This is a genomic window from Paraburkholderia sp., from assembly GCF_050742655.1.
In the GTDB taxonomy this organism is placed as follows: Bacteria; Pseudomonadota; Gammaproteobacteria; order Burkholderiales; family Burkholderiaceae; genus Paraburkholderia.
This window is the reverse complement of record NZ_JBOIGG010000004.1, coordinates 119,764-146,740: the sequence shown is the minus strand read 5'-3', so window position 1 is coordinate 146,740 and position 26,977 is coordinate 119,764. Positions and strand designations below refer to the sequence as shown.

The 26,977-nt window shown below is 65.5% G+C and carries 23 protein-coding genes; 10 read left to right on the top strand and 13 right to left on the bottom strand.

Features of this window, described 5'->3' with window-relative positions; all coding sequences use genetic code 11:
* Window positions 1-34: 34 nt before the first annotated feature.
* Both glnK and ACREXZ_RS07860 read right to left on the bottom strand, forming a co-directional pair.
* Window positions 35-373, bottom strand: a complete 339-nt coding sequence (gene glnK, locus ACREXZ_RS07865) for a P-II family nitrogen regulator (RefSeq protein ID WP_074265470.1) — start codon at window positions 371-373, stop codon at window positions 35-37.
* An 88-nt stretch (window positions 374-461) separates the two neighbouring features.
* A complete protein-coding gene (locus tag ACREXZ_RS07860) occupies window positions 462-2,150 on the bottom strand; it encodes an NAD+ synthase (protein WP_431763488.1) in 1,689 nt (562 codons plus the stop codon).
* Between the two features lie 144 nt (window positions 2,151-2,294).
* Here ACREXZ_RS07860 and ACREXZ_RS07855 point away from each other — a divergent pair, with 144 nt between their 5' ends.
* The 3 genes from ACREXZ_RS07855 to ACREXZ_RS07845 all read left to right on the top strand — a co-directional run bounded on the left by ACREXZ_RS07855 (window position 2,295) and on the right by ACREXZ_RS07845 (window position 4,995).
* Window positions 2,295-3,464 (top strand): GNAT family N-acetyltransferase, encoded by a 1,170-nt coding sequence (locus ACREXZ_RS07855; RefSeq protein ID WP_431763487.1) that lies wholly within the window; start codon window positions 2,295-2,297, stop codon window positions 3,462-3,464.
* A 195-nt stretch (window positions 3,465-3,659) separates the two neighbouring features.
* Window positions 3,660-4,685, top strand: coding sequence for an aldo/keto reductase (locus ACREXZ_RS07850; RefSeq protein ID WP_431763486.1), 1,026 nt, complete (start codon window positions 3,660-3,662; stop codon window positions 4,683-4,685).
* Window positions 4,686-4,689: 4 nt separating this feature from the next.
* Window positions 4,690-4,995: a GIY-YIG nuclease family protein gene (locus ACREXZ_RS07845; RefSeq protein WP_431763485.1), complete on the top strand. Its 306-nt coding sequence runs from the start codon at window positions 4,690-4,692 to the stop codon at window positions 4,993-4,995.
* 88 nt (window positions 4,996-5,083) lie between these two features.
* Here the strand turns inward: ACREXZ_RS07845 and ppa are convergent, their stop codons facing one another.
* Window positions 5,084-5,611, bottom strand: a complete 528-nt coding sequence (ppa, locus tag ACREXZ_RS07840) for an inorganic diphosphatase (protein ID WP_431763484.1) — start codon at window positions 5,609-5,611, stop codon at window positions 5,084-5,086.
* A 194-nt stretch (window positions 5,612-5,805) separates the two neighbouring features.
* Between ppa and ACREXZ_RS07835 the strand changes: the two genes are divergently transcribed.
* The 6 genes from ACREXZ_RS07835 to ACREXZ_RS07810 all read left to right on the top strand — a co-directional run bounded on the left by ACREXZ_RS07835 (window position 5,806) and on the right by ACREXZ_RS07810 (window position 10,623).
* Window positions 5,806-7,245 carry an aldehyde dehydrogenase family protein gene (locus tag ACREXZ_RS07835; RefSeq protein ID WP_431763483.1) on the top strand — a complete coding sequence of 480 codons (1,440 nt, stop codon included), beginning with the start codon at window positions 5,806-5,808 and terminating at the stop codon, window positions 7,243-7,245.
* A gap of 118 nt (window positions 7,246-7,363) precedes the next feature.
* Window positions 7,364-8,122 (top strand): SDR family oxidoreductase, encoded by a 759-nt coding sequence (locus ACREXZ_RS07830; RefSeq protein WP_431763482.1) that lies wholly within the window; start codon window positions 7,364-7,366, stop codon window positions 8,120-8,122.
* Between the two features lie 252 nt (window positions 8,123-8,374).
* Entirely contained in the window at window positions 8,375-9,694 is a 1,320-nt protein-coding gene (locus ACREXZ_RS07825) for an MFS transporter (RefSeq protein WP_431763481.1), read from the top strand.
* 105 nt (window positions 9,695-9,799) lie between these two features.
* Window positions 9,800-10,048 (top strand): AbrB/MazE/SpoVT family DNA-binding domain-containing protein, encoded by a 249-nt coding sequence (locus ACREXZ_RS07820; RefSeq protein WP_431763480.1) that lies wholly within the window; start codon window positions 9,800-9,802, stop codon window positions 10,046-10,048.
* Window positions 10,042-10,362, top strand: coding sequence for a type II toxin-antitoxin system PemK/MazF family toxin (locus tag ACREXZ_RS07815; RefSeq protein ID WP_431763479.1), 321 nt, complete (start codon window positions 10,042-10,044; stop codon window positions 10,360-10,362). Before ACREXZ_RS07820 ends, ACREXZ_RS07815 begins: the two co-directional genes overlap by 7 nt.
* Window positions 10,363-10,428: 66 nt before the next feature.
* Window positions 10,429-10,623: a YqaE/Pmp3 family membrane protein gene (locus ACREXZ_RS07810; protein ID WP_431763478.1), complete on the top strand. Its 195-nt coding sequence runs from the start codon at window positions 10,429-10,431 to the stop codon at window positions 10,621-10,623.
* A 73-nt stretch (window positions 10,624-10,696) separates the two neighbouring features.
* On the opposite strand, the gene ACREXZ_RS07805 is transcribed toward ACREXZ_RS07810, so the two are convergent.
* The 3 genes from ACREXZ_RS07805 to hemC are packed head-to-tail and all read right to left on the bottom strand — an operon-like array spanning window position 10,697 to window position 15,002.
* A complete protein-coding gene (locus tag ACREXZ_RS07805; protein WP_431763477.1) occupies window positions 10,697-11,887 on the bottom strand; it encodes a heme biosynthesis protein HemY in 1,191 nt (396 codons plus the stop codon).
* Between the two features lie 2 nt (window positions 11,888-11,889).
* On the bottom strand, window positions 11,890-14,010 hold the full coding sequence (hemDX, locus tag ACREXZ_RS07800; RefSeq protein ID WP_431763476.1) for a fused uroporphyrinogen-III synthase HemD/membrane protein HemX: 2,121 nt from the start codon (window positions 14,008-14,010) through the stop codon (window positions 11,890-11,892).
* Window positions 14,010-15,002 carry a hydroxymethylbilane synthase gene (gene hemC / locus ACREXZ_RS07795; RefSeq protein ID WP_431763475.1) on the bottom strand — a complete coding sequence of 331 codons (993 nt, stop codon included), beginning with the start codon at window positions 15,000-15,002 and terminating at the stop codon, window positions 14,010-14,012. The genes hemDX and hemC overlap by 1 nt, the downstream gene beginning before the upstream one ends.
* Window positions 15,003-15,538: 536 nt before the next feature.
* Between hemC and ppc the strand changes: the two genes are divergently transcribed.
* Window positions 15,539-18,688, top strand: a complete 3,150-nt coding sequence (gene ppc, locus ACREXZ_RS07790; protein ID WP_431763474.1) for a phosphoenolpyruvate carboxylase — start codon at window positions 15,539-15,541, stop codon at window positions 18,686-18,688.
* An 88-nt stretch (window positions 18,689-18,776) separates the two neighbouring features.
* Here ppc and argH read toward each other — a convergent pair whose 3' ends face one another.
* The 7 genes from argH to apbC form a co-directional block, all read right to left on the bottom strand.
* Entirely contained in the window at window positions 18,777-20,183 is a 1,407-nt protein-coding gene (gene argH, locus ACREXZ_RS07785) for an argininosuccinate lyase (RefSeq protein ID WP_431763473.1), read from the bottom strand.
* A 137-nt stretch (window positions 20,184-20,320) separates the two neighbouring features.
* Window positions 20,321-21,166, bottom strand: coding sequence for a helix-turn-helix transcriptional regulator (locus ACREXZ_RS07780; protein ID WP_431763472.1), 846 nt, complete (start codon window positions 21,164-21,166; stop codon window positions 20,321-20,323).
* Between the two features lie 177 nt (window positions 21,167-21,343).
* Complete coding sequence (locus tag ACREXZ_RS07775; protein WP_431763471.1) at window positions 21,344-22,072, bottom strand: lysozyme inhibitor LprI family protein; 729 nt, start codon at window positions 22,070-22,072, stop codon at window positions 21,344-21,346.
* A gap of 2 nt (window positions 22,073-22,074) precedes the next feature.
* Window positions 22,075-24,360: an Orn/Lys/Arg decarboxylase N-terminal domain-containing protein gene (locus tag ACREXZ_RS07770; protein ID WP_431763470.1), complete on the bottom strand. Its 2,286-nt coding sequence runs from the start codon at window positions 24,358-24,360 to the stop codon at window positions 22,075-22,077.
* Window positions 24,361-24,442: 82 nt separating this feature from the next.
* On the bottom strand, window positions 24,443-25,012 hold the full coding sequence (gene dcd, locus ACREXZ_RS07765) for a dCTP deaminase (protein WP_431763469.1): 570 nt from the start codon (window positions 25,010-25,012) through the stop codon (window positions 24,443-24,445).
* A 150-nt stretch (window positions 25,013-25,162) separates the two neighbouring features.
* Window positions 25,163-25,699, bottom strand: a complete 537-nt coding sequence (locus ACREXZ_RS07760) for a superoxide dismutase family protein (RefSeq protein WP_431763468.1) — start codon at window positions 25,697-25,699, stop codon at window positions 25,163-25,165.
* A 131-nt stretch (window positions 25,700-25,830) separates the two neighbouring features.
* On the bottom strand, window positions 25,831-26,919 hold the full coding sequence (gene apbC / locus ACREXZ_RS07755) for an iron-sulfur cluster carrier protein ApbC (protein WP_431763467.1): 1,089 nt from the start codon (window positions 26,917-26,919) through the stop codon (window positions 25,831-25,833).
* Window positions 26,920-26,977 lie beyond the last annotated feature (58 nt).

The following is a 26,977-nucleotide window of genomic DNA, read 5'->3' as shown; positions in this document are numbered from 1 at the left end:
TACGACCGTACGACGTCGAACGACATCGGGCCAATCAAACGGCGGCTTCGTTCTCTTCGCCGGTGCGGATGCGGATCACCCGCTCGACTTCCGCAACGAAAATCTTGCCGTCGCCGATCTTGCCGGTGCGCGCCGCACCGATGATCGCGTCGATGACCTGATCGCACTGATCGTTCGCGACCACCACTTCGATCTTCACCTTCGGCAGAAAATCCACCACGTACTCCGCGCCGCGATAAAGCTCGGTATGGCCTTTCTGGCGTCCGAAGCCCTTGACCTCGGTCACGGTCAGGCCAGTGAGACCGACTTCGGCCAGCGCTTCACGCACTTCGTCGAGCTTGAACGGTTTGATGACTGCAGTGATGCGTTTCATGGCGTCCCTCTTTCGGTGCAAAAACAGGCTGGAACAACGGAGTGGATGCTGCCGATTCTACGCCGCGCATCGTCGGCCGCACGTCGCGTCATTCGATCGGTTCGATGTAGCGAGACGTGATCGGATAGCGCCAGTCGCGACCAAACGCGCGATGCGTGACGCGGATACCGATCGGCGCCTGACGCCGTTTGTATTCGTTGATCTTGATCAGGCGCGTGACGCGCTTCACGTCGTCGGCGGCGAAACCGGCCGCGACGATTTCCGCAAGCGACCGGTCCTCCTCCATGTACATCCGCATGATCGCGTCGAGCACCTCGTACGGCGGCAGGCTGTCCTGATCGGTCTGGTTCTCGCGCAGTTCGGCCGACGGCGCGCGCGTCAGAATCCGCTCTGGAATCACATCGCGCGTTGCGAACGTCGTCGCGTCGTTCCGATAGCGGCACAGCCGGTATACGAGCGTCTTCGCGATGTCCTTGATCACCGCGAAACCGCCGGCCATGTCGCCGTACAGCGTGCAATAGCCAACGGCCATTTCACTCTTGTTGCCGGTGGTCAGCACGATCGAGCCGAACTTGTTGGACAGCGCCATCAGCAGCGTGCCGCGCACGCGCGCCTGGATGTTCTCTTCGGTCGCGTCTTCCGCGCGGCCCGCGAATTCGCCCGCGAGCGACGTGCGGAACGCGTCGAACATCGGCGCGATCGCGATCTCGTCGTAGCGCACGCCGACGCGCCGCGCCATTTCAGCCGCATCGGTCGTGGAAATGTCCGCGGTGTAACGCGACGGCATCATCACCGCGCGCACGCGATCGGCGCCGAGCGCATCGCACGCAACCGCGAGCACCAGCGCCGAATCGACACCGCCCGACAGCCCGATCAGCACACCCGGAAAACCGTTCTTGCCAATGTAGTCGCGCACGCCGACGACGAGCGCCGCGTAGACCTGCGCCTCGATCGACTGCTCGGGCGCGATCGTCGTTCGCACCGGCACCGCGCCATCGAACTCGACGATCGTGTGCCCTTCCTCGAACTGCGCCATCTTCGCGACCATTTCGCCGTGCGCGTCGAGCACGAACGAGCCGCCGTCGAACACCAGCTCGTCCTGGCCGCCGACCATGTTCACGTAGACCATCGGCAAACCGGTCTCGCGAATCCGTGCGCGCAGCATGTCGATGCGCACCGCTTCCTTGTTCAGGTGATACGGCGAGCCGTTCGGGATCAGCAGCACCTGCGCGCCGGCCGCCTTCGCGAGCTGCGCCGCCGATGCATGCCAGACGTCTTCGCAGATCACGATGCCGTACTTCACGCCGTCGAGTTCGAACACGAACGGCTTCGGGCTCGACGCGAAGTAACGCTTCTCGTCGAACACCTCGGCGTTAGGCAGATCCTGCTTGCGGTAGGTGCCCACCACGTTCCCGTCGACGATCAGCGATGCCGCGTTGAACGTGTCGACCGGCGGCAGACCGCGCTCGATCGGCGCGTTTGCATTACCATGGCCGAGCCCTGTGTCGCGATACGGATGTCCGACTACCACGTGCAGCCCCGCGAACGGCCGTAGCTGTTGCGCGAGATCGGCGAGTGCCGCGGCGCTCGCCGCATAGAACGCGGGACGCAGCAGCAGGTCTTCGGGCGGATAGCCGGATAGCGCAAGCTCCGGCGCGATCAGCAGCTTCGCACCATCGTTGTGCGCAGCACGTGCCGCGTCGACGATCTTCGCGACGTTGCCGGCGAAATCGCCGACAGTGATATTGAGTTGGGCAAGAGCGATTCGGGTCTTCATGGCGGGATAGTGGCAAGCCGCGCGGCTTGCCGGCTGCGGCGGCTTCAGTGGCTCGGCAAGACGGATAGAAACGGATCGAACACCGGAACAACGAACGGCGCGTGCCTCATCGGCGCACACCGGCCATCGGAACAATCACACAGATTGACTCAGGAACGTTTTGATTATCGCACGGGCATTCTGGCCTCGCCGCTCGAGATCGACGCAGCCGAATGGAACGCCCTCCTCGCCCGCCAGGCGCAACCCACGCCGTTTCTGCGTCACGAGTTTCTGAGCGCGCTGCACACCGCGCAGTGCGCGGTCGCGGAAACCGGCTGGGCCCCGCAGTTCGTCACGCTGACCGACCCGCGCACCGAGCGCCTCGTCGCCGCCGCGCCGGTTTATGCGAAGGGCCACTCGTACGGCGAGTACGTGTTCGATTGGGCATGGGCCGACGCGTACAAACGCAACGGGATCGAGTACTACCCGAAGCTGCTGTGCGCGGTGCCGTTCACGCCCGTGCAAGGCACGCGTCTCCTCGCGACCGACGACCACGCGCGGCGCCATCTCGCCGCGACGCTGGTTGCGTTCGCGGAACAGGCCGACGTGTCGTCGCTGCACGTATTATTCCCCACCGCCGGTGAAGCCGACGTCCTCGCCGATCTCGGCATGATGCGGCGCGAAGGGGTGCAGTTCCACTGGCTCAACGACGGCTATCGCGACTTCGACGACTTCCTGTCGACGCTCGAACAGAAGAAGCGCAAGAACATCCGCGCGGAGCGCCGCAAGGTGCGCGAAGCGGGCATCGCACTACGACGCGTGCGTGGCCCGGATATCAGCGACGCCGACTGGCGCTTCTTCAGCAAGTGCTACCGGCAAACCTATCGCGAGCACTTCTCGAGCCCGTATCTGAACCTCGAGTTCTTCCGCGCGATCGGCGCATCGATGCCGGACAACCTGATGCTCGTCGTCGCCGAATACGAGGGCAAGCCAATCGCGAGCTCGCTCGTCGTCTACCAGCGCGACGCGGCTGGCGGCGGTACGCTGTACGGCCGCTACTGGGGCGCGCTCGAACACGTGCCCTGCCTGCACTTCGAAACCGCGTACTACCAGCCGCTCGAATTCTGCATCGAGGAAAAGCTCTCCACCTTCGAAGGCGGCGCGCAGGGCGAGCACAAGATGGCTCGCGGCTTTCTGCCGACCGTCACGCAGTCGGCGCACTGGCTCGCGCATCCCGCGTTCGCCGACGCGGTCGCGCGTTTTCTCGACAGCGAGACGAACAACATCCATGCGTACGTCGACGAGCTGCGCGAGCACAATCCGTTTCGTGGCTAGAAGTGGCGGCTAGAGGCTCGCTGCGCGGCACGCGTGCCGTGCTCGCAGCACCGCCTGCCGATGAGCGATATCATGAAATGAACCTTCGGAGCCCGCGGCCGCCGCGTCGAACCATACGGCATCGCCACGCCCCGCTCCCCTGCACACGACACCCTGCCCCTGGGCAGACTTCATCTTTCGTTTGAAGGAGCACACATGGAACATCGCCTGCTTGGACACAGCGGTTTCAAGATCCCGGTACTGAGCCTCGGCACGGCCACCTTCGGCGGTGGCAACGATTTCTTCAAGGCATGGGGCTCGACCGATTCGGACGGCGCCCGCAAGCTCGTCGACATCGCGCTCGAAGCCGGCGTATCGATGTTCGACAGCGCCGACATCTATTCGGACGGCCTCGCCGAAACCATCCTCGGCCAGGCGATCGCCGGTCGCCGCTCGCAGGTCATCATCTCGACGAAGGGTACGTTCCGCCTCGGCGAAGGCGCGAACGACGTCGGTTCGACGCGACATCACCTGACCGAAGCGATCAACAACAGCCTGAAGCGGCTTGGCACCGACTACATCGACGTCTACCAGCTGCATGGTTTCGATGCGCTGACGCGCGTCGAAGAGACGCTGCGCACACTCGACGATTTCGTGCGCGCCGGCAAGATCCGCGTCGTGGGCTGCTCGAATTTTTCCGGCTGGCACCTGATGAAGTCGCTAGCGGCATCGGACCGCGAAGGGCTCGTGCGCCATTCGGCGAACCAGGCATACTACTCGCTGATCGGCCGCGATTTCGAACACGAACTGATGCCGCTCGGACTGGACCAGGGCGTATCGACGATCGTCTGGAGCCCGCTCGGCTGGGGCCGTCTGACGGGCAAGATCCGGCGCGGCGCGGCGCTGCCCGCGAACAGCCGCCTGCACAAAACATCGGAAGCCGGTCCGCCAGTCGACGACGAATACATGTACCGCGTCGTCGACGCACTCGACGAAGTCGCGAAGGAAACCGGCAAGAGCATCCCGCAGATCTCGTTGAACTGGCTGCTGCAAAGGCCGACAGTCGCGAACGTGATCGTCGGTGCGCGCGACGAGGCGCAGTTCCGCGAGAACCTCGGCAGCATCGGCTGGTCGCTGTCCGCCGAACAGATCGCGAAGCTCGACGAAGCCAGCAAGTTGCCGTTGCCGTACCCGTACTGGCATCAGCGCGGGTTCGAAGAGCGCAATCCGTCGCCGGTCTGACGCGATGGCGTGGTTCCTGTACCTGATCGAATGCGAGGACGGCAGCGTCTACACCGGCATCACAGTCGATGTCGACGCGCGCTTCGACAAGCACGTCAACGGCACGGGCGCGCGCTATACGCGCTCGCGCAAGCCGGTGCGCGTACTCGCATCGTTCGGGCTCGCGGACCGCGCAAGCGCATCGCGCGCGGAATACTGGGTGAAGCGGCTGAGCCCTACAGAAAAACGCGCGCTCGCGGCGGGTAAGCGCTCGCTCGAATCGGTGTTGCCGGCGGACACCGGCGAAGCGCCGATCACAGACGCGGCCTGACTTTCAGGTAACGATAAAAAACCGCGCAGCCCTGACGGGTCTGCGCGGTTTTTCGTCTGCAGCGGAGGACTTTGCTTATTGCCCTCGATTACTTCTTGAAGTTCGCGATGCCTTCGGTGATTTCCTTATGCGCGGCTTCGAGGTCGGCCCAGCCTTCGACCTTCACCCACTTGCCCTTCTCGAGCGCCTTGTACTGTTCGAAGAAGTGCTTGATCTGATCCTTCAGGTATTGCGGCACGTCGTCGACCGATTTCAGGCCGGCCGTCATCGGGCAGACCTTGTCGTGCGGCACGGCGATCAGCTTCGCGTCGACGCCCGATTCGTCGGTCATCTGCAGCATGCCGAGTGCGCGGGCGCGAACCACCGAGCCGGCGAGCAGCGGGAACGGCGTGATGACGAGCACGTCGACCGGATCGCCGTCGCCCGACAGCGTCTGCGGAATGAAGCCGTAGTTCGCCGGATAGCGCATGCCGGTACCGATGAAGCGATCGACGACGAGCAGACCGAGATCCTTGTCGGCCTCGTACTTGACCGGGTCGCTTTGCGCCGGAATTTCGATGATGACGTTGAAATCGTGCGGCAGGTCCTTGCCTGCGGGAACGTGATTGAAGCTCATGGGCGCTCTCTGGTCAGGATGAAATCGGGCACGCGTGGCGTGGCGCGCGAATCGCTGCGCGGCGCCGCGGATGGCGGGTGCGGAAGGCGCCATTATAGCCAATCGGCCGATGGCATCCCGGTGGCGTCCCTTCAGCGATCGGCGCGATAATGGCCTCGACCTGGACGTAGTCCGACCTTCGGCAAGGAGCGCGCATGGAAGAAGCGAAGCATTTCATCGCCAACGAATGGGTACCGCCTGCGGGCGGCGATACGCTGGCTGTCGTCGATCCGTCCGACGGCCAGCCGTTCGCGCGGCTCGCACGCGGCAACGCGGCCGACGTCGACCTCGCAGTGGCCGCCGCCCGGCGCGCGTTCGAAGGTCCGTGGGGCGCCGCGAGCGCCGCCGAACGCGGTCGCGTGCTGCAGCGTCTGGCGCTGCTCGTCAGTGCGTGCCACGAGGAACTCACGCAGCTCGAAGCGCGCGACACGGGCAAGCCGCTCAAGCAGGCCCGCTCGGATGCCGCCGCGCTCGCGCGCTATTTCGAATTCTATGCGGGCGCCGCCGACAAACTTCACGGCGAGACGCTGCCCTATCAGGCGGGCTACACGGTCCTCACGCTGCGCGAACCGCACGGCGTCACCGGCCACATCGTGCCGTGGAACTACCCGATGCAGATCTTCGGTCGCAGCGTCGGTGCCGCGCTGGCCGCTGGCAACGCGTGCGTCGTGAAGCCCGCGGAGGATGCGTGCCTGTCGGTGCTGCGCGTCGCGGAGCTCGCCGCCGAGGCGGGTCTGCCGGCCGGCGCGCTGAACGTCGTGACCGGCTTCGGCCAGGAGGCCGGCGCAGCGCTCGCGCGTCATCCGGGCATCGATTACATCTCGTTCACCGGATCGCCGGACACCGGTCGGCTCGTCGCGCAGATGGCCGCCGATCATCACGTGCCGGTCACGCTGGAACTCGGCGGCAAGTCGCCGCAAATCGTGTTCGCGGACGCGGACCTCGACGCCGCGTTGCCGGTGCTCGTATCGGCGATCGTGCAGAACGCGGGGCAGACCTGCTCGGCGGGCAGCCGCGTACTGATCGAGCGCAGCATCTACGAGCCGCTGCTCGACCGGCTCGCCGGTGCGTTCCACGCACTGCGCGTCGGGCCGTCGCATGCGGATCTGGACTGCGGGCCGCTCATCAACGCGAAGCAGCAGCAACGTGTATGGGACTTTCTATCGGATGCGCAGCACGACGGTATCCCGATGGCGGCGCACGGCGAGGTGATCGCCGACGCGCCGGAAACCGGTTTCTATCAGGCACCGACACTGCTGCGCGACGTGCCGCCCACGCACCGTCTCGCACGCGAGGAAGTGTTCGGGCCGGTGCTCGCGGCATTACCGTTCGCCGATGAGGACGAAGCGCTCGCGCTCGCGAACGGCACCGCATACGGTCTCGTCGCGGGCATATGGACGCGCGACGGCGCACGGCAACTGCGGGTCGCGCGGCGCGTGCGCGCGGGCCAGGTGTTTATCAACAACTATGGCGCGGGTGGCGGTGTCGAACTACCGTTCGGCGGCGTCGGGCGCTCGGGGCACGGGCGCGAGAAAGGCTTCGAGGCACTGTACGGTTTCACCACGCTGAAAACGATCGCGATCCGGCACGGGTAGTCATGCTGCTGCGGGAGCAACGACCAATCGACGCCGGAGTACGGCGCTAAAGCGCCAACTCCGACATGGGACCGCAGTAAGCGCTGAAGCGCTAACTGCGGTCGACACAGGAGACATCATGCGTCTAACAGGCAAAACTGCACTCGTCACAGGCGGCGGTTCGGGCTTTGGTGAAGGCATCGCGAAAACCTATGCGCGCGAAGGCGCGAACGTCGTCGTCAACGATCTGAACGGTGCGGCGGCCGAACGCGTCGCGAGTGAAATCGCGCTCGCGGGCGGCAAGGCGATCGCGGTCGCCGGCGACGTCACCCGCGCGGCCGACTGGCAGCACCTGCGCGCAGCAGCGCTCGAAGACTTCGGCAGCGTGCAGATCGTCGTCAACAACGCGGGCACCACGCATCGGAACAAGCCGGTGCTCCACGTCACCGAAAGCGAATTCGATCGTGTCTACGCGGTGAACGTGAAAAGCCTCTACTGGAGCGTGCAGGAGTTCGTGCCGTATTTCCGCGAGCGCGGCGGTGGTGTGTTCGTGAACATCGCATCGACAGCAGGCGTGCGGCCCCGGCCCGGCCTCGTCTGGTACAACGGCAGCAAGGGCGCGATGATCGTCGCGAGCAAATCGCTTGCCGCCGAACTCGGCCCCGACCGCATCCGCGTGAATTGCGTGAATCCGGTCATCGGCGAAACGGCACTGCTGTCCGAATTCATGGGCGTCGAGGATACGCCCGAGAATCGCCAGCGCTTCCTTGCCGGGATTCCGCTCGGCCGCTTCTCGACGCCGCAGGACATCGCGAACGCGTGCCTGTTCCTCGCGTCGGACGAGGCCGAATTTGTCACGGGCGTGTGCCTCGAAGTGGACGGCGGGCGCTGCGTGTAGCGGGCGGGTAACGGCCTCGCCTCGGTGTTTTCCCTCGGCCCCGCGATGCATCCGCGGGCGCCACACACGACTAGAATCGCGAACGGCGGTACTTCATTTCACCAATATAGGTCGGCGCCGGAGTAAAGCGCTAACGCGCCTTACTCCGGCATGGGATCAGAGTAAGTGCTCTGCATGGGACCAGAGTAGCGCGCTAAAGCGCGAACTCTGGCCGACACGCTGAAGCGCTAACTCTGATCGACAGGAGACACCATGTCCAACCCCGCGAATCCGCTTTCCCCTTCCGGCGCGGGCGCGCCGCCTTCCACCTTCGAAGAAGCCACCTACCGGAAAGTCAGCTGGCGCCTCGTGCCGCTGCTGATGCTCTGCTATGTGGTCGCGTATCTCGACCGCGTGAACGTCGGCTTCGCGAAACTGCAGATGACCACCGATCTGAACCTGTCCGATGCGGTCTACGGCTTCGGGGCGGGCATCTTCTTCATCGGCTATTTCATCTTCGAGATTCCGAGCAACATGATCCTGCATCGCGTCGGCGCGCGCGTGTGGATCGCGCGGATCATGGCGTCGTGGGGCGTCGTATCGATGCTCACGATGTTCGTCACCACGACGACGATGTTCTACGTGATGCGCTTCCTGCTCGGCCTCGCCGAAGCGGGCTTCTTCCCCGGCATCATCCTGTACCTCACCTACTGGTACCCGGCGCACCGGCGTGGCCGCATGACCACGTGGTTCATGACCGCGATCGCGCTGTCCGGCGTGATCGGCGGCCCGGTGTCGGGCTACATCCTGAAGACCTTCCACGGCGCGAACGGCTGGCAGGGCTGGCAGTGGCTGTTCCTGCTCGAAGGCATCCCGTCGATAATCGTCGGTGTGCTCGTGTTCTTCGTGCTCGACGACCGAATCGCGAAGGCCAGGTGGCTCACCGACGACGAGCGCGCGCTGCTCGAGCGCAACATCGCCGCCGAGGAAGCCGGCAAGCACGACATGCCGCTCGCCACCGTGCTGACGAGCGCGCGCGTGTGGCTGATGAGCCTGATCTATTTTTCGTTCGTGATCGGGCTGTACGGTGTGAGCTTCTGGCTGCCGACCATCATCAAGGCGACCGGCGTGACCGACTCGCTGACGATCGGTCTGCTGTCCGCGATACCGTTCGCCGCGGCGGTGGTCGCGATGCTGCTCGTCGCGCGCAGCGCCGACCGCCTGCGCGAGCGGCGCTGGCACGTCGCATTGCCGGCGCTCGCGGGCGCGATCGGGCTGGTGCTATCGGTGATAGGGGCGCACAACACGCTGCTCGCGATGATCGGCCTCACGCTCGCGACGATGGGCATCCTCACGACGCTACCGCTGTTCTGGAGCCTGCCCACCGCATTCCTCGCGGGCACCGGCGCGGCCGCCGGCATCGCGATGATCAACTCGGTCGGCAACCTCGCTGGTTTCCTGGGTCCGTACGCAGTGGGCTGGCTCAAACAAGCGACCGCCGCGAACGATTCGGGCATGTACATGCTCGCCGCGTTCATGATTCTCGGCGGGTTGCTCGCGGTGAGCGTGCCGGCGCGGCTCGTTAACAAATAGTCTCGGCGGCGGCGACCAATGATCTGTTTCCAACACACGAAAAATGTAATAACATTGTGCCCACCTAGCACGTTGCAAGGTTTAACTTTGTACATACGGTGCGCCATGAAGACGACGATTCGCAGAATGGGCAATTCTCAGGGGGTGTTGATCCCCAAGCCGATACTTGCCCAGCTTGGTTTAGAAGATGAGGTAGACATGGAAGTGGAGAACGACGCGCTGGTGATTCGTCGACCGCAAAAAACGGTGCGCGAAGGCTGGGCTAATGCAAGCAAAGAGCTTGCGAAAGCAGGGGATGACTCGCTGGTGATGGGTGAGTTCGGCAATGCGGATGACGCGGGGTTGACGTGGTAGTGCGCGGTGATGTTTGGCTAGTCGCGCTCGACCCCACCTTAGGCAGCGAAATCCAGAAAACGCGTCCTTGCGTCGTGGTATCGCCACCTGAGCTACACAATCACCTTCGCACCGTCATTGTTGCCCCGATGACCTCGAAGGGCCACTCTGCCCCCTTCCGCGTGCCAGTGACCTTCAGGCGAAAGCGGGGGTTGATCTTGCTAGACCAGATCCGCACTGTCGATAAGATACGGTTGGTCAAGAAAGAGGGCTCCGTTGCCGATGATACTTTGCTGGACACCCTGCGAACGTTGCAGGAAGTGTTCGCCGAATGAAGGGAAAAGCCCTTTGCGCCGAAGCTGCCGATATGCATAACAACGTTTAACCACACGAGGACCGAAATGCGTCTTTTGCTTGCCCTGATTTTGCCGTGGTTTCAGTTTTTCACGATTGGCCGCCCTTTCGCCGGGATCATCTGTCTGCTGCTTCAGCTCACGATCATCGGCTGGATTCCCGCCGCAATCTGGTCTGTCTACGCACTGAGCCAGTACAAGACGGATAGGAAAATCGAGCGCGCCCTGTCCGGTCGCGCCTGACAGTACGGCGACGCAATCACAAATAGAAACCCGCCGCGGCGGGTTTCTTCATCGCATCGTCTCTCAACACGCATCACACCACATTCATCGCCAGCGCGCTCTCGCGATAGTGCTGGCTCGCCTTCTCAGCATCGCCGAGCTGCTCGTGCAGACGCGCAAGCGCGCGATGCGAGCGGATCTTCAGCGTCTCGTTATCGGCGAGCTTCAACGCCGTTTCGAGGAACGACTGCGCCTTGCCCCACAACTGCTGATGCAGGCACAGCCGGCCGAGCGCAAACAGCAGGTCGGCATCTTCCGGGCGCTCGTTCTTCCAGCCTTCCGCCTTCTGGATCAGCGGCAGCGCGTCGCCGCCTGCGGTATCCGGATAGCGCCGCAACAGCCGCGCGTCCCAGTTCTGCGCAAGCGCTTCCTCGACGATCTTGCGCGCGTCCTGCGGACGGTTCAGTGCGATCAGCAGTTCCGCCGCGAGATCGGCGAGACGCGGCGAATGCCGCTCGACCGGTGTCAGCGACTGCCACAGTTCGAGCAGTGCATCCGCGTTGTGACGGCGATCGCGCAGCAGGTTTTCCGCCGCCAGCTGACGCAGCCGCACCGCCACCGCCGGGTGAATCGCCTCGCGCTTCTCGAGCGTCTTGACGAGCTTCAGCACCTCGCTCCAGTTCTTCAGCTGCTGCTGCGCGCGCAGCATGATCTGCTGCGCGTGGATGCGCCGGCCGCCCTGCGACTGCATCTCGGTCAGCGCGGCGAGCGCGCCGTCCGCATCGCGTGCGTCGGCGCGCATGTCGGCGGTCGCCATCAGACGCGCGTCCTGCCAGTCGGCGCCGTCGATCTGCGCGAGCCACTCGTCACGCCGCGCGTACTCGTGCATCCGGTGCGCCGCGTTCGCCGCGATCAGACCGGCCGCACCCTTGTTGTCGGCATTCGCAAGCGAATCGCGTGCGGCCTTCTCAGCCCGCGAGAAACGGCCCGCATACAGGTTACCGATCGCGTCGCGCAGCGCCGTGTGCGCCTTCACGACGCGCGAGCGCGCACGATACGCGGCGACGCGCTGTGGCATGCGCCACACGTTGCGCACGATACGCAGCAGTGCATACACGACGATGAACAGCACGATCATGCCAACGATGAACAGGTTCATCGAGATGTCCACCCGGTACGGCGGATAGACGAGCAGCACCTGCCCCGCGTCGAAGCGCCCGACGATCGCGAGTACGACCGCGATTGCGAACAGGAAGGCCAGCCAGATGAGTGCGCGGATCGTCATGATCAACCCCGGCTACGGTACTGGTGCACGGCCTGCAGGCTCGTGTCCAGATTCGGCAGCGCAACCGCCGCCGAGGCTGCGTCGACGTCCTTCACCAGGTCACGCACGGTCTGCGTCTCTTTCGACGACGCGTCGAAGTAGCGCGCGAGCGCCGTATCGGCCGCGTGCAGGTCGGACTTCAGCGTGGTCTGGTTGCGCGACAGCAGCGCGAGCCGCGCGGACAGCAGGCGCAGCTTCAGGTTTTCGCGGATGAAATAGCCCTGGTCGGGTGACACCAGCATCGCGTCGGCGTTATCGAGCCGGCGCACCTGCACGAGGCTGGTCAACTGCTGGCCGACGCCGGCCGAGAACTCGCGCCACCATACTTTCCAGCGCGGCTCGCCGGTCGCGGCGGCGACCTTCGCGGTGTCGGCGGGCGTGGTGGCGTGCGGGGTCGCGTGTGCGATCGGCGCTTCGCCGGAAAGCGGCAGCGTGTCGACGTGATCGATCGCGTTGTCGAGCTTGATCGCGAGGCCGGTCAGGTCGGTGGACGGCGCGGCCTTCAGCTTGTCGATGTCCTGCGCGATTGCCTTGCGCACGGCGAGCACCTGCGCGCCGTCCGATGCGGCGAGCCGCGTGTCCGCGCTCTGCAGCGCGAACAGCGCGAGCTGCGTGTTGCCGGTGAGCTGCAGCTGTTCGCTCGCGCTCGACAGCATCTGCCCGACTTCCGCGAGCGTCCAGTCATCGCGATTACGCGCGAGGTCCGCGTACTGTTGCTGCAAAGCCTGCTGCGTAGTCTGAGCGTCGGCGAGCTTGCCTTCGAGCTGCGAGATCTGCGAGTCCATCTGATGCACGGTCGCGACCGCCTGGTCGGTCTTCACGCGCAGGTCGGCGGTCTGCGCATCGTTGGCCTGCTGGCGCTGCGTCAGTTGCTGGTCGAGCCGGATCACCTTGCGATTCAGCGCAAAGCCGCCGACCCCGGCCGCGCAGGCGATCACCACGACGACGAACCACAGCAGCGGTCCGCTTATGCCGCGTTGCTTCGCTTGCGCTTCGTACGGCGTAAACGGCACATTCGGCGGAGTCGGCGGCGGCGTGCTGCCCGTCGCTGCCGGCTGGGAGGCGGGGGTCGCGGGGTTCGTGGATGCGTTCGAATCAGTCATGCGTGAGTGAGCCCGTGAAGGAGCCGGTGTGGACGATGCCGGTTGGACGACGGAGGCTGCGGGTACGGTGGAAACGGGTGAAACGGTGGAGGCGGCGAGCGAGCGCATCGTGTCGACGATCCGCGCGGCGCCCGCCCCGGACACCGTAATGCTATCAAAACCCAGTCCCCGCGCGATCTCGGCGATCCGCGGATGCGGCGCAACGAGCGACGCGCGCTTCAGGCGGACGAGTTCGTCGGCGGTCAGATGCGCCTCGCCCAACTCAACGAGATTGCGCACGCCCTCCGAACTCGTGACGAGCCACGCGTGCGGCTCGCCGGCCAACAGCGCGTGCACGCGCGCCCACGCGCCGATCGGCGGTTCGGGCACGAGACGCCGGTACGCGGCGACCGTCTCGACTTCGGCGCCCGCTTCGCGCAGCCGGTCCGCGAGCCACTCGCGACCACCGTCGCCGCGTACGATCAGCACGCGCCGGCCTTCGAACGCGCGCTCGCCGAGCGCCGCCTCGAGCGACGCGTACAGCGCTTCGGAATCGAAGCGCGCCGATTCGTCGGCGGCCACCGACGGACAGATCACGCTGAACGCCGGCGCCTCGACGCCGTGCCGTGCGAGCGCCGCGACACTGCCCGGTCCAACCACGCCGACCGGCAGTGCATGCGGCCAGATCGCGGCGTAGCGCGCGAACGCGTGATCGACCGCGTTCGGCGACACGAATACGACGAGCGCGTAGCGGTCGAGCGACGCGAGTGCGGCGCGCAACGGGCCGTCGTCGGCGACGTCGGCGATCTCGAGCAGCGGGAAGTCGAACGTTGCGATGCCAGCCTGTGCGAGGTCCGTGCCGAGCGTGTCGGCATGGCCGTGGCCATTACCGGGCAACCTCGATACCCCGGAAAGCGGCCGCGTGAGGACCGCGGTGAACGCGGGGGCGTCCGCCGGCCGGTCCGGCCCGTCGCCAGGCTCGTCTGTCCGCGCGTCTGTCATTACGTGTCGGCCGGCGGGGGGGTGCCGCTGTCGCTCGCGTCGACGAGCAAGCGAACAATGTCGAACGCGCCCTGCGCTTCGAGCTGGCGCGCGACTTCGCCGCCGAGTTCGAGCGCGGCCGCGACGGTCGCTGCGGGCGCCGACGCGTGCGCGTGCAGCATGCGCTGTCCGTCGGGCGTCGCGACGATGCCGCTCAGATGCAGCGCGCCGTCGTGCCACGTCGCGTACGCGGCGAGCGGCACTTCGCAACTTCCGCCGAGCGCGCGCGACACCATCCGCTCGGCTTCGACGGCGGTCGCCGTGTGTTCGTGATGCAGCGGTGCGAGCCACGCCGCGAGTTCGTGACGGTCCGCGCGGATCTCGATGCCGAGCGCGCCCTGCCCGGCTGCCGGCAGACAGTCCTGCGGATCGAGCAGCGCGGTGATGCGCGCGTCGAGGCCGAGGCGCTTGAGGCCGGCCGCCGCGAGGATGATCGCCGCGTAGTCGCCGCGGTCGAGCTTGCCGAGCCGCGTATCGAGATTGCCGCGCAGCGGCTTCACGACGAGTTCCGGATAGCGCGAGCGCAGCATCGCTTCGCGACGCAGGCTCGACGTACCGACGACGCTCCCCGGCGGCAGCGCCGCCAGCGAGTCGTACTGGTTCGACACGAACGCATCGCGCGGATCTTCGCGCTCCAGGATTGTCGACAGCGCGAAGCCCGGCGGCAGTTCCATCGGCACGTCTTTCAGCGAATGCACCGCGAGGTCCGCGCGGCCGTCGGCGAGCGCGTTCTCGAGTTCCTTCACGAAGAGGCCCTTACCACCGACCTTCGATAACGTGCGATCGAGAATCTGATCCCCACGTGTCGTCAAACCAAGGATTTTTACGTCACAAGATGGATATAATTTGTGCAGCGCACACCGCACGTGTTCCGCCTGCCACATTGCGAGGCGGCTCTCGCGCGAAGCGATGACGAGAGTGCGGGGCGGCGCTGAAGGCGTCTCGGAATTCATTCCTGATAGTCGAACGGCGGGATGTAATAACGAAGAATGTTAGCACGCGCTCCGGCCATTCCCGCCGTGTGCAAGGGCGTGCCGACCGATGATCGAAAGAGGAGGCCGCGGCTTGTCGTGGCTTGTCGTGGTGTGATGGCCCGGTTCCGCGCACGGTCGTTCGCGCAGACCGCCGCCCTGTTCGTGATGATGCGATGCGGCGCAGCGTGCTGCCGGCAGGTCATGACGCACGCCGCCTCCCCCCTTCCGACCATCGAACACAGAACATCGCATGGTGCGCAGTCGCGTTGCGCGCCGTGTATCCGCAGTCCGCGCAATCCCCGTGTGTCGCGTCAGCGCAGACGGCGCGCGGTTTTGAGGTAGTCCGTGCCGCGTGCACGCCGTATGCTGTAGTCGTCTGTCTCCGATGACCACGGCTTCGCGGCGCCCACACGCGGCGTGCAGTTCGCGCAGTTTGAGTACCCCAGCACCACGAGCAGTCCAGAGCAGGAGCAGTTCATCTTTTTTCGACCCTGGCTTTCCCGAGGAAACCCATCGTGACGTCTTCCGGACCGGCGCGCCCCGCCCGCCGCAACACTGCATCGCTCAACGCTTCCGCGGCGGTCTCCGCCGATGTCCCCACCCGCTCGCCGAAAGACGCGCCCAATAAAGAGGCCAAAGCCGTGACCAAGGCTGCAAATAAACATAAAGACAAAGCCCGAACCGGCAAGCTGGAAGCAAACGGTAAGGCCGCGACGGCCACGCGTGCGGCAAAAGTGGACAAGCGAGGCAAGCCGTCGACGATCGCAATCGAAGCCGCGTTGAACGGCGCGACGCCGGCGTCCAACGCTCCAGCCGTGCAGTCCACCGACAAAGCCGCACAGAAGCCAGGCGGCCGCAATCGCGAGGACAAGGATCAACCGCTCTTCCAGGACATCCGCTATCTCGGACGCCTGCTCGGCGACGTCGTGCGCGAGCAGGAAGGCGACGCGGTGTTCGACGTCGTCGAGACGATCCGTCAGACGGCAGTGCGCTTTCGCCGCGAGGACGACAGCGCCGCCGCGCAGACGCTCGAAAAGAAACTTCGCTCGCTGAGTCCCGAGCAGACGGTGAGCGTCGTGCGCGCATTCAGCTATTTTTCGCATCTCGCGAACATCGCCGAAGACCGCCATCGCAACCGCCGCCACCGCATCCACGCGCTCGCTGGCTCGGCGTCGCAGCCGGGCACCGTCGGGCACGCGCTCGAACGGCTCGTCGAGGCCGGCAATGCCGCCACGCCGATCGTGCAGCAGTTCTTCAACGACGCGCTGATCGTGCCGGTGCTGACCGCGCACCCGACCGAAGTGCAGCGCAAAAGCATCCTCGACGCGGAGCACGACATCGCGCGCCTGCTCGCCGAGCGCGACCAGCCGCTCACGGAGCGTGAACGCGCACAGAACGAATCGCTGCTGCGCGCGCGCGTCACGTCGCTGTGGCAGACGCGGATGCTGCGCGATTCGCGTCTGACGGTCGCCGACGAAATCGAAAACGCGCTGTCGTACTACCGCGCCACCTTCCTCGAAGAAATCCCCGCGCTGTATGCCGATATCGAAGCGGCGCTCGCCGAACACGGTCTGCCCACGCGGCTGCCGCCGTTCTTCCAGATGGGTAGCTGGATCGGCGGCGACCGCGACGGCAATCCGAACGTCACGGCAGAAACGCTCGAACACGCGATCACCCGCCAGGCCGCGGTGATCTTCGAGCACTACATGGAACAGGTGCACAAGCTCGGCGCCGAACTGTCCGTGTCGAACCTGCTCGCCGGTTCGAGCGAAGCATTGAAGGCGCTGACGGCCGCGTCGCCGGACCAGTCGCCGCACCGCGTCGACGAGCCGTATCGCCGTGCGCTGATCGGCATGTACACGCGGCTCGCGGCGAGCGCGCGCGTGCGGCTCGGCGAAGGCAGCGTGCCGGTGCGCAGCGCGGGCCGCGGGGTCGCACCGATCCGCGCGACGCCGTATGACGACGCCGCCGAATTCACGCGCGATCTGCATGTACTGATCGATTCGCTCGCCGAGCATCACGGCGCGACGCTCGCCACGCCACGGCTGTCGCCACTCGCGCGTGCGTCCGAAGTATTCGGCTTCCACCTCGCAAGCATCGACCTGCGACAAAGCTCCGACGTGCACGAGGCCGTCGTCGCGGAGCTACTACGCGCCGCGGGCGTCGAAGCGGATTACGCCGCGCTCTCCGAGGCGGACAAGCTGCGCGTGCTGCTCGCCGAACTCGCGCAGCCGCGACTGCTGCGTTCGCCGTATCTCGAATACTCGGCACTCGCGAAAAACGAACTGGGCATACTCGAAGAGGCCCGCACGACGCGCGAGAAATTCGGCGCGCGCGCGGTGCGCAACTACATCATTTCGCACACGGAGACGGTCAGCGATCTGGTCGAGGTGATGCTGCTGCAGAAGGAAACCGGTCTGCTGCAAGGCTGCCTCGGCAGCGCGCACGATCCGGCGAAGGCGGGCCTGATGGTGATCCCGCTGTTCGAAACGATCCCCGACCTGCGCAACGCGCCGCACATCATGCGCGACCTGATCGCGCTGCCCGGCGTCGACGCGCTGATCGAACATCAGGGCGGCGAGCAGGAAGTGATGCTCGGCTATTCGGACAGCAACAAGGATGGCGGCTTCCTCACGTCGAACTGGGAGCTGTATCGCGCGGAACTCGCGCTGGTGTCGATCTTCAACGAACGCGGCGTCACGCTGCGGCTGTTCCATGGCCGCGGGGGCACGGTCGGCCGCGGCGGCGGTCCGACCTATCAGGCGATCCTCTCGCAGCCGCCCGGCACCGTCGACGGCCAGATCCGCCTCACCGAACAGGGCGAGGTGATCGCAAGCAAGTTCGGCAATCCGGAGATCGGCCGGCGCAATCTGGAGACGGTGATTGCCGCGACGCTCGAAGCGTCGCTGCTGCCGCACGGCACCGCGCCGACGCAGCTGCCCGCGTACGAAGAAACCATGCAGAGCCTGTCCGATGCGGCGATGGCTGCGTATCGCGCGCTCGTCTACGAAACGCCCGGCTTCACCGACTACTTCTTCTCGTCGACGCCGATCGTCGAAATCGCCGAGCTGAACATCGGCAGCCGGCCCGCTTCACGCAAGCTGCAGGACCCGAAGCAGCGCAAGATCGAAGATCTGCGGGCGATTCCATGGGGCTTCTCGTGGGGTCAATGCCGGCTGCTGCTGACTGGCTGGTACGGCTTCGGCAGCGCGGTCGCCGAGCACCTCGACAGCGCGCCGAGCGAAGCGGAGCGCACCCGCCGCCTCGCGCTGCTGAAGAAAATGCACAAGAGCTGGCCGTTCTTCGCGAACCTGCTGTCGAACATGGACATGGTGCTCGCGAAGACCGACCTCGCGGTCGCGTCGCGCTACGCTCAGCTCGTCACCGACAAGAAGCTGCGCAAGCACGTGTTCGAGCGGATCGTCGCCGAGTGGGAGCGCACGTCGAAGGTACTGTCGGAGATCACCGGCAAGAGCGAGCGGCTCGCGGATAACCCGCTGCTGGCGCGCTCGATCAAGAATCGCTTCCCGTACCTCGACCCGCTGAACCACTTGCAGGTTGAACTGCTGAAGCGTCACCGTGCCGGCGATACCAATGTGCGGCTGCGGCGCGGGATACATCTGACGATCAACGGGATCGCGGCGGGGTTGCGCAACACGGGCTAACGCGAGCGGTCTGCGTCCACATAGCAAAAAGTCGGCCCCGCTTTCGCGGGGCCGACTTTTTTATTGGCTGTATCGAACGTAGAGCAGATCAGCCGAGCGCCGCCCGCGCAGCCTTTGCCGCCGCAAGTACCTGATCCGGCGCGGTGCCGCCCGGATGATTGCGGCTCGCCACCGATCCTTCGAGCGTCAGGTATTCGAACACGTCGTCGCCGAGCAGATGCGCGACGTTCGGCAGATCGCTGCGCATCTCGTCGAGCGACAGATCGGCGAGATCGCAGCCGCGGTCCACGCAGATCCGCACTGCGTGCGCGACCCCTTCGTGCGCGTCGCGGAACGGCAGCCCGCGCTTGACCAGATAGTCGGCGAGATCGGTTGCGGTCGAGAAGCCCTGCAGCGCGGCGGCACGCATCGCGTCCGGCTTCACCGTGATCCCGGCGGCCATCTCCGCGAAAATCCGCAGCGTATCGGCGACCGTGTCGACGGTGTCGAACAGCGGCTCCTTGTCTTCCTGATTGTCCTTGTTGTACGCGAGCGGCTGGCCCTTCATCAACGTGAGCAGCGCGATCAGATGGCCGTTCACGCGACCGGTCTTGCCGCGTGCGAGTTCGGGCACGTCCGGGTTCCTCTTCTGCGGCATGATCGACGAGCCGGTGCAGAAGCGGTCCGCGAGATCGATGAAGCCAACACGCGGGCTCATCCACAGCACGAGTTCTTCGGAGAAGCGCGACACGTGGGTCATCACGAGCGCGGCCGCGGCGGTGAATTCGATCGCGAAGTCGCGGTCGGACACCGCGTCGAGCGAGTTCGCGCAGATGCCGTCGAAGCCGAGCGTCTTCGCGACCGCGTGACGGTCGATCGGGTAGCTCGTGCCCGCGAGCGCCGCCGCGCCGAGCGGCAGACGGTTCACGCGCTTGCGGCAATCGATCATCCGTTCGGTGTCGCGCGAAAACATCTCGACGTACGCGAGCAGATGGTGGCCGAACGTGACCGGCTGCGCGACCTGCAGATGCGTGAAGCCGGGCATGATCGTCGTCGCGTGCTGTTCGGCAAGATCGATCAGCGCGCGGCGCAGGCCGGTCAACAGCTCGCCGATCCGGTCGATCTCGCCACGCAGCCACAGGCGGATGTCGGTCGCGACCTGGTCATTGCGCGAACGGCCCGTGTGCAGACGCTTGCCCGCGTCGCCGATCAGCGCGGTGAGACGCGCCTCGATGTTCAGGTGCACGTCCTCGAGATCGAGCTTCCACTCGAACTCGCCCCGCTCGATTTCGCCCTTGATCTGCGCCATCCCGCGCTGGATCGCCGCGAGGTCGTCGGCGCCGATGATCTTCTGCGCCGCCAGCATCGACGCGTGCGCGAGCGATCCTTCGATGTCGACGAGCGCGAGACGTTTGTCGAAGAAGACCGAAGACGTATAGCGTTTGACGAGCTCCGACATCGGCTCAGAGAAGCGGGCCGACCAGGCTTCGCCTTTTTTGTGCAGTTGGGACGTCATGATGGTGTTGGGCAGTGAACGGGAAAATGAGCGGGCGATAAAGCAGCTTGAAGCTGACCGCACGGGCGATGCCGCGCGAACCGGAGAAGTCGGTGATTTTAACACCCGGGAACCTGAGACCAGGCCCGCGCGCCCCGTCACGTCTCGCGGATCAGCATGACGAGCTTCAGGTCCTCGCGATGCGCGGGCTTGAACGTGATCTGGTCGTAGACGACGCGGCCATCGCGCGGATGATTGAATTCGCGCCGCCCGCCCTCGCGTTCGCCAACGTCCTGCGACGCCCAGAAGCGCGCGAACGCATCGCTCGACGCGCTCAATGCGTCGATCAGCGCGCGGGTCGGCGGGTCGTTCAGATGGCGGATCGAATCGGCACGGAACTCGGCCGCGAGGCGCCGCGCGCGCACATCCCAGTCGACGATCAGGTCGCGCGCGGCCGGCTCGGTGAACGTGAAGCGCAGCAGATTGCGGTCGTGCGTACCGTCCAGCCAACCGACGAACAGATCGGCCGCGCGCGCATTCCATGCGAGCGCGGTCCACTGGCGGTCGAGCACGTACGCGGGTGCGTCGATCAGATCGACGGCATGCAGCAGCGTGTCAGGCGCATCGGCGGCGCTGGAATCCGGGCCCGCCGGATCGCGTTGCGCGGCCAGCTCGAACAGATACGCGCGTTCGGCGCGCGACAGTTGCAGCGCGACGGCGATCCGCGCGAGCGCATCGGCCGACGCGGACACGGGCCGGCCCTGCTCGATCCACGTGTACCAGGTCGGGCTCACGCTGCACAGCTGCGCGACCTCTTCACGGCGCAGGCCGGGCGTACGGCGTCGCGGACCCGGCGGCAGCCCCACCGCATTCGGCGACAGACGCTCGCGATGCGCGCGGATGAAGTCGCCGAGCGCGCGGGCGGGCGTCGCGTCGAGCGGAGGCGGCGCGTCCGGCGAAGAGCCGGAAGGAGCGAAGGAATCGGAAGACGGCGTTCGGGTCATGGTTAGTCGGCCCGACGGACCGGACCGGTCGCAAGCGGGCGGGATGAAGATCGGATCGCCTGATACCGGGATAATCGTTCGACGCGTACCGGAATCGGGCGGCATCCATTGTAGCGGCTGCAGGCAAGGCTCGCGCTCGGGGCGCGCCCGGACCCCGCGATCGACTGATTCAGCGATTCAGTCGTTGCCGACCGTTTCCGACAGCCGTTTGATGGTCGCGATCCGCGCGCCGATGATGTCGATGCGCGCGTGCTCGTCGATCACCGGCGTAGTCGCGTCAAGGTACGCAACCCATGCACGTTGTGCGCGTACGAGCGTCGGCCGCGCTCGCGGCGGCATCTTTGCGTTGAGCCGGCGGTAGTAGCGGTTCAGATCGAACATCGCGTGCTCGCAGCGTGCATCGGCGGAGCACGCGCTCAGCCGCGGCGGTACGTCGCCGGTCCCTTCGACCGCCGCCGCGCGACGCAGCCCGAGCGCACGGTCGCGCACCGGCTGCAACTGCATGTCGGCCGCGTACAGCACGTACATCGAACCCTGCGTCGTCGCGAACACCGCGTGCTGCATCTTCGCTTCGGCGTCGCGCCACTGGGTCCACCGCTTCTGGCTCGCTTCCCAGCGCGCGCGGCGCGGCGCCAGTGCCTTCGTGAGCACCTGCTGGTACGCCATGTCGAGCGCGGCCTGCCACGCAGTGCCCGCGGTATCCATGCACTGCACCTGCCCCGCGGTCGACGACATGTCACCGCGCGCAAGACAGGTGCGCATCGCGGTGTCAATCGGATCGGCGGCCGCAACTTCCGCCCACGCGAAGCGCATGCCCAGGGGCATGATGCATACCGCAAACGCGAATACAGCCACCGCAAACGCGCGGCAGCCGGAACGCAGCCCCGGGTCCATCCTCTTCGTCATCGTCAGGCGTGCACGCAATCGACGAAATACTCGATGCGACCGTTGATCGTCTCGCCGACGAGCCCGTGAATGTCCGTATGGAACCCCGGGAAACGCTCGTTGAACTCGCGCGCGAAACGCAGATAGTTGACGATCGTCGCGTTGAAGCGCTCGCCCGGAATCAGCAGCGGGATGCCCGGCGGATACGGCGTCAGCAGGATCGCCGTGACACGGCCTTCGAGTTCGTCGATGGGCACGCGATCGACCTCGCGGTGCACCAGCTTCGCATAGGCTTCGGACGGCTTCATCGCCGGCTCCATGCTCGACAGGTACATCTCGGTGGTGAGACGCGCGATGTCGTTTGCGCGGTACACGCTATGGATCTGCTCGCACAGATCGCGCAGGCCCATACGCTCGTACGCCGGATGGTGCGACACGAACTCCGGCAGCACGCGCCACAGCGGCTGGTTGTTGTCGTAGTCGTCCTTGAACTGTTGAAGCTCGGTGACCATCGAGTTCCAGCGGCCCTTCGTGATGCCGATCGTGAACATGATGAAGAACGAGTACAGCCCGGTCTTCTCGACGATGATCCCGTGCTCGGCCAGGTACTTCGTCACGATCGCAGCCGGAATGCCGGTCTCGCCGAACTCGCCGTCCACGTCGAGCCCCGGCGTGATGATCGTCGCCTTGATCGGGTCGAGCATGTTGAAGCCTTCGGCGAGCGGACCGAAGCCATGCCAGCGTTCGTTCGGCCGCAGTATCCAGTCTTCGCGCGAACCGATGCCTTCATCGGCCAGTTCTTCCGGGCCCCAGACCTTGAAGAACCAGTCGTCGCCGTACTCGTCGTCGACCTTGCGCATCGCGCGGCGGAAATCCAGCGCTTCGGCAATCGACTCCTCGACCAGCGCCGTACCGCCCGGCGGCTCCATCATCGCGGCCGCCACGTCGCACGACGCGATGATCGCGTACTGCGGGCTCGTCGACGTATGCATCAGATACGCCTCGTTGAAGCGGTGCTTGTCGAACGTGCTGTTCTCGGAGTCCTGCACGACGATCTGCGACGCCTGCGAGATACCGGCGAGCAGCTTGTGCGTGGAGTGCGTCGCGAACACCAGCGCGCCCGTGCGCGGACGGCCCGCGCCGATCGCGTGCATGTCCTGGTAGAACTCATGGAACTCGGCGTGCGGCAGCCACGCTTCGTCGAAGTGCAGTGTGTCGAGCAGGTCGCCCAGCAGATCCTTGATCATCTCGACGTTGTAGATGACGCCGTCGTACGTGCTCTGCGTGATCGTCAGGATGCGCGGCTTGAGGTTCGGGTTCTTTGCGAGCGCTTCGCGCGCGAACGGATTCGCCTCGATCTTCCTGCGGATGTTTTCCGGTTTGAATTCGTCGCGCGGAATCGGGCCGATGATGCCGAAGTGATTGCGCGTCGGCGTGAGGAACACGGGGATCGCGCCCATCATGGTAATGGCGTGCAGGATCGACTTGTGGCAGTTGCGGTCCACCAGCACGATGTCGCCCGGCGCGACGGTGGCGTGCCAGACGATCTTGTTCGACGTCGACGTGCCGTTCGTCACGAAGAACAGATGATCGGCGCTGAAAATGCGCGCCGCGTTGCGCTCCGATGCCGCGATCGGGCCGGTATGGTCGAGCAGCTGGCCGAGTTCGTCGACGGCATTGCAGACGTCGGCGCGCAGCATGTTCTCGCCGAAGAACTGGTGGAACATCTGGCCGAGCGGATTCTTCAGGAATGCGACGCCACCCGAGTGACCCGGGCAGTGCCACGAATACGAGCCTTCGTCGGCGTACTGCACCAGTTCCTTGAAGAACGGCGGCGCGAGCGAGTCGAGATAGACCTTCGCCTCGCGGATGATGTGGCGCGCGACGAACTCCGGCGTGTCCTCGAACATGTGGATGAAGCCGTGCAGTTCGCGCAGGATGTCGTTCGGCAGGTGCCGCGATGTGCGCGTCTCGCCGTACAGGAAGATCGGAATGTCCGCGTTGCGGCGGCGCACTTCGGCCACGAACGCGCGCAATGCGACGATCGCCGCCGCGAGCTCGGGCGTATCGCCTTCGACCGCGACGTTGTCGACGTACGGCAGCAACTCGTCGTCGTCGATCGACAGGATGAAGCACGATGCGCGGCTCGACTGCTGCGCGAACGAGCTCAGGTCACCATAGCTCGTCAGCCCGAGGACTTCCACGCCTTCCTTTTCGATCGCTTCGGCCAGCGCCCGGATGCCGGATCCCGAGATGTTCTCGGAGCGGAAATCTTCGTCGATGACGACGACGGGGAAACGAAACTTCATGGGCGATTCTCCAAAAAGAACGACCGCTGCTTCTGTTGCGCAGCGGTCACCCGATATTCCGGTGAGTCAATGCGCTCGCGCGTCACGTTTTGGGCAACGTCACGCCGTGCTGACCTTGATATTTGCCGCCGCGATCCGCGTAAGACACCTCGCAGACCTCGTCGCTTTCGAAAAAGAGCACCTGCGCGACGCCCTCGTTCGCGTAGATTTTCGCAGGCAAAGGTGTCGTATTCGAGAATTCGAGCGTGACATACCCTTCCCATTCCGGCTCGAACGGCGTCACGTTGACGATGATGCCGCAGCGCGCATAAGTGGACTTGCCGAGGCAGACCGTCAGCACGCTGCGCGGAATCCGGAAATATTCGACCGTGCGGGCCAGCGCGAACGAGTTCGGCGGGATGATGCAGACGTCGCCCCTGAAATCGACAAACGACTTCTCGTCAAAGTTCTTCGGATCGACGATCGTCGAATTGATGTTCGTGAAGATCTTGAATTCGTCCGCGCAGCGGATGTCGTAGCCGTAGCTCGACGTGCCGTAGCTCACGATCTTGCGGCCGTCCTCGGACACGCGCACCTGATCTCGAACGAACGGCTCGATCATCTTGTGCTCCTCGGACATGCGCCGGATCCACTTGTCGGATTTGATTGCCATAGTTGAACGCTGAACGTGAGTGGGTCGCTGCTTGACGACGGACGGAAGACGGCGCTCGCGGAACGCAGTTGCCGGGCGAAAGGCGGTTATTTTACGCGATCACGCGGAACGCGCCGCGCTCGCAGGCTGGCCGCCTGGGCGCGACGGAATTCACTGCCACCGGATCGTGCCGCACGCGAGTGCCGGCCCGGGGCCATGCTGGGTGTACGCGTACGGATCGGTCGCGTCGCGATGGACCAGCACCGAACGCTGCAGCACCGAGCGCACGCCATCGAGCGACACGTCCGGCGCGACGATGAAGCCGGTCGCGACGCCGTTCGAGTCCGCGTGGATGTTGCCGAGATCGCCTTCGACCCGCGCGCCGCTCTTCAGGCGGTCGGCGGCCGGCGAGAAAACCTGACCCGCGCTGGAGCCATCCGCGGCGTTGCAGTCGCCGCGCTCGTGAACCTGCAGCGCGTGGTCGCTGTCCGGCGGCAGGCCGTTGAGATTGTAGGTAACCTGCACGCCATCTGAACGCTCGATGAAAGTAACCGAGCCGCGGGTCAGACTGCCTACGGTGGGCAGCAGTTGTGCGTCAGCGCGCTTTTCCTGGGGTCGCAGGAACGTCGAGCAGCCGCTCAGCAATAACCCGCCGGCGGTCAGGATGATGAACGCACGTGCCGCATGCCCGTCGATTCGTTTTCTCATGCGATCCTCTTGTCGGCGTCCGGCCGCCCCTGCGGCCGGTCTGCCGGACCTGATGAAGCCGACATGATACCGCGAGCGCAGGGCCAAATTGACGGGTTCGACGGTCTGATCGCGTTGGCGCTGCGGTGCGCTCAGGTGTTCTGGATCACGATGCTCGGAAACTTCGAACTCATGTCGCGGGCCCGCTCGGCGATATGGATCGCGACCTTGCGCGCGATCGACCGGTAGATCTCCGCGACGCGGCCGTCCGGATCGGCGACGACGGTCGGGCGACCGGAGTCGGTCTGTTCGCGGATCGCGATGTCGAGCGGCAGGCTGCCGAGCACGTCGACGCCGTATTCGCGCGCCATCCGCTCGCCGCCGCCGGCGCCGAAGATGTGCTCTTCGTGGCCGCAGTTCGAGCAGATGTGCAGGCTCATGTTCTCGACGATACCGAGAATCGGAATGCCGACCTTCTCGAACATCTTGAGTCCCTTCTTTGCGTCGAGCAGCGCGATGTCCTGCGGCGTCGTAACGATCACCGCGCCGGTGACAGGCACGCGCTGCGACAGCGTCAGCTGGATGTCGCCGGTGCCCGGCGGCATGTCGACGATCAGGTAGTCGAGGTCGCGCCAGTTCGTCTGCCGCAGCAACTGCTCGAGCGCCGACGTGGCCATCGGGCCGCGCCACACCATCGGGTTGTCCTGCTCGATCAGAAAACCGATCGAGTTCGCCTGCACGCCGTGGCCGGTCAGCGGATGCATAGACTGGCCGTCCGGCGATTCGGGGCGGCCTTCGATGCCGAGCATCATCGGCAGCGACGGACCGTAGATGTCCGCGTCGAGAATGCCGACCGACGCGCCGTCGGCCGCAAGCGCGAGCGCGAGGTTCACCGCGGTCGTGCTCTTGCCGACGCCGCCCTTGCCGGACGCGACGGCGACGATGTTCTTCACGTTCGGCAACAGCTTCACGCCGCGCTGGACCGTGTGCGCGGCGATCTGCTGCGAGACCTCGACGCGTGCTTCGGCTACGCCGGGCACTACGCGCAGCGCATCGGCGACGAGCGCGCGGATCGCTTCAAACTGCCGTTTGGCCGGATAGCCGAGCACCACGTCCACGCTGACGGCGGAGCCTTCGACCGTCACGTTACGGATGTTCTTCGCGGCGGCGAACGGCCGCCCTGTGTTGGGGTCCGCGACGGCCGCGAGGGCGGCGTCGACCAAAGCCCGATCGATACTCATTGATACTCCGTGGGAACGCTTGCGGCGCGGCGGAATCGAAGGTTTCGCCGTCTGCCGG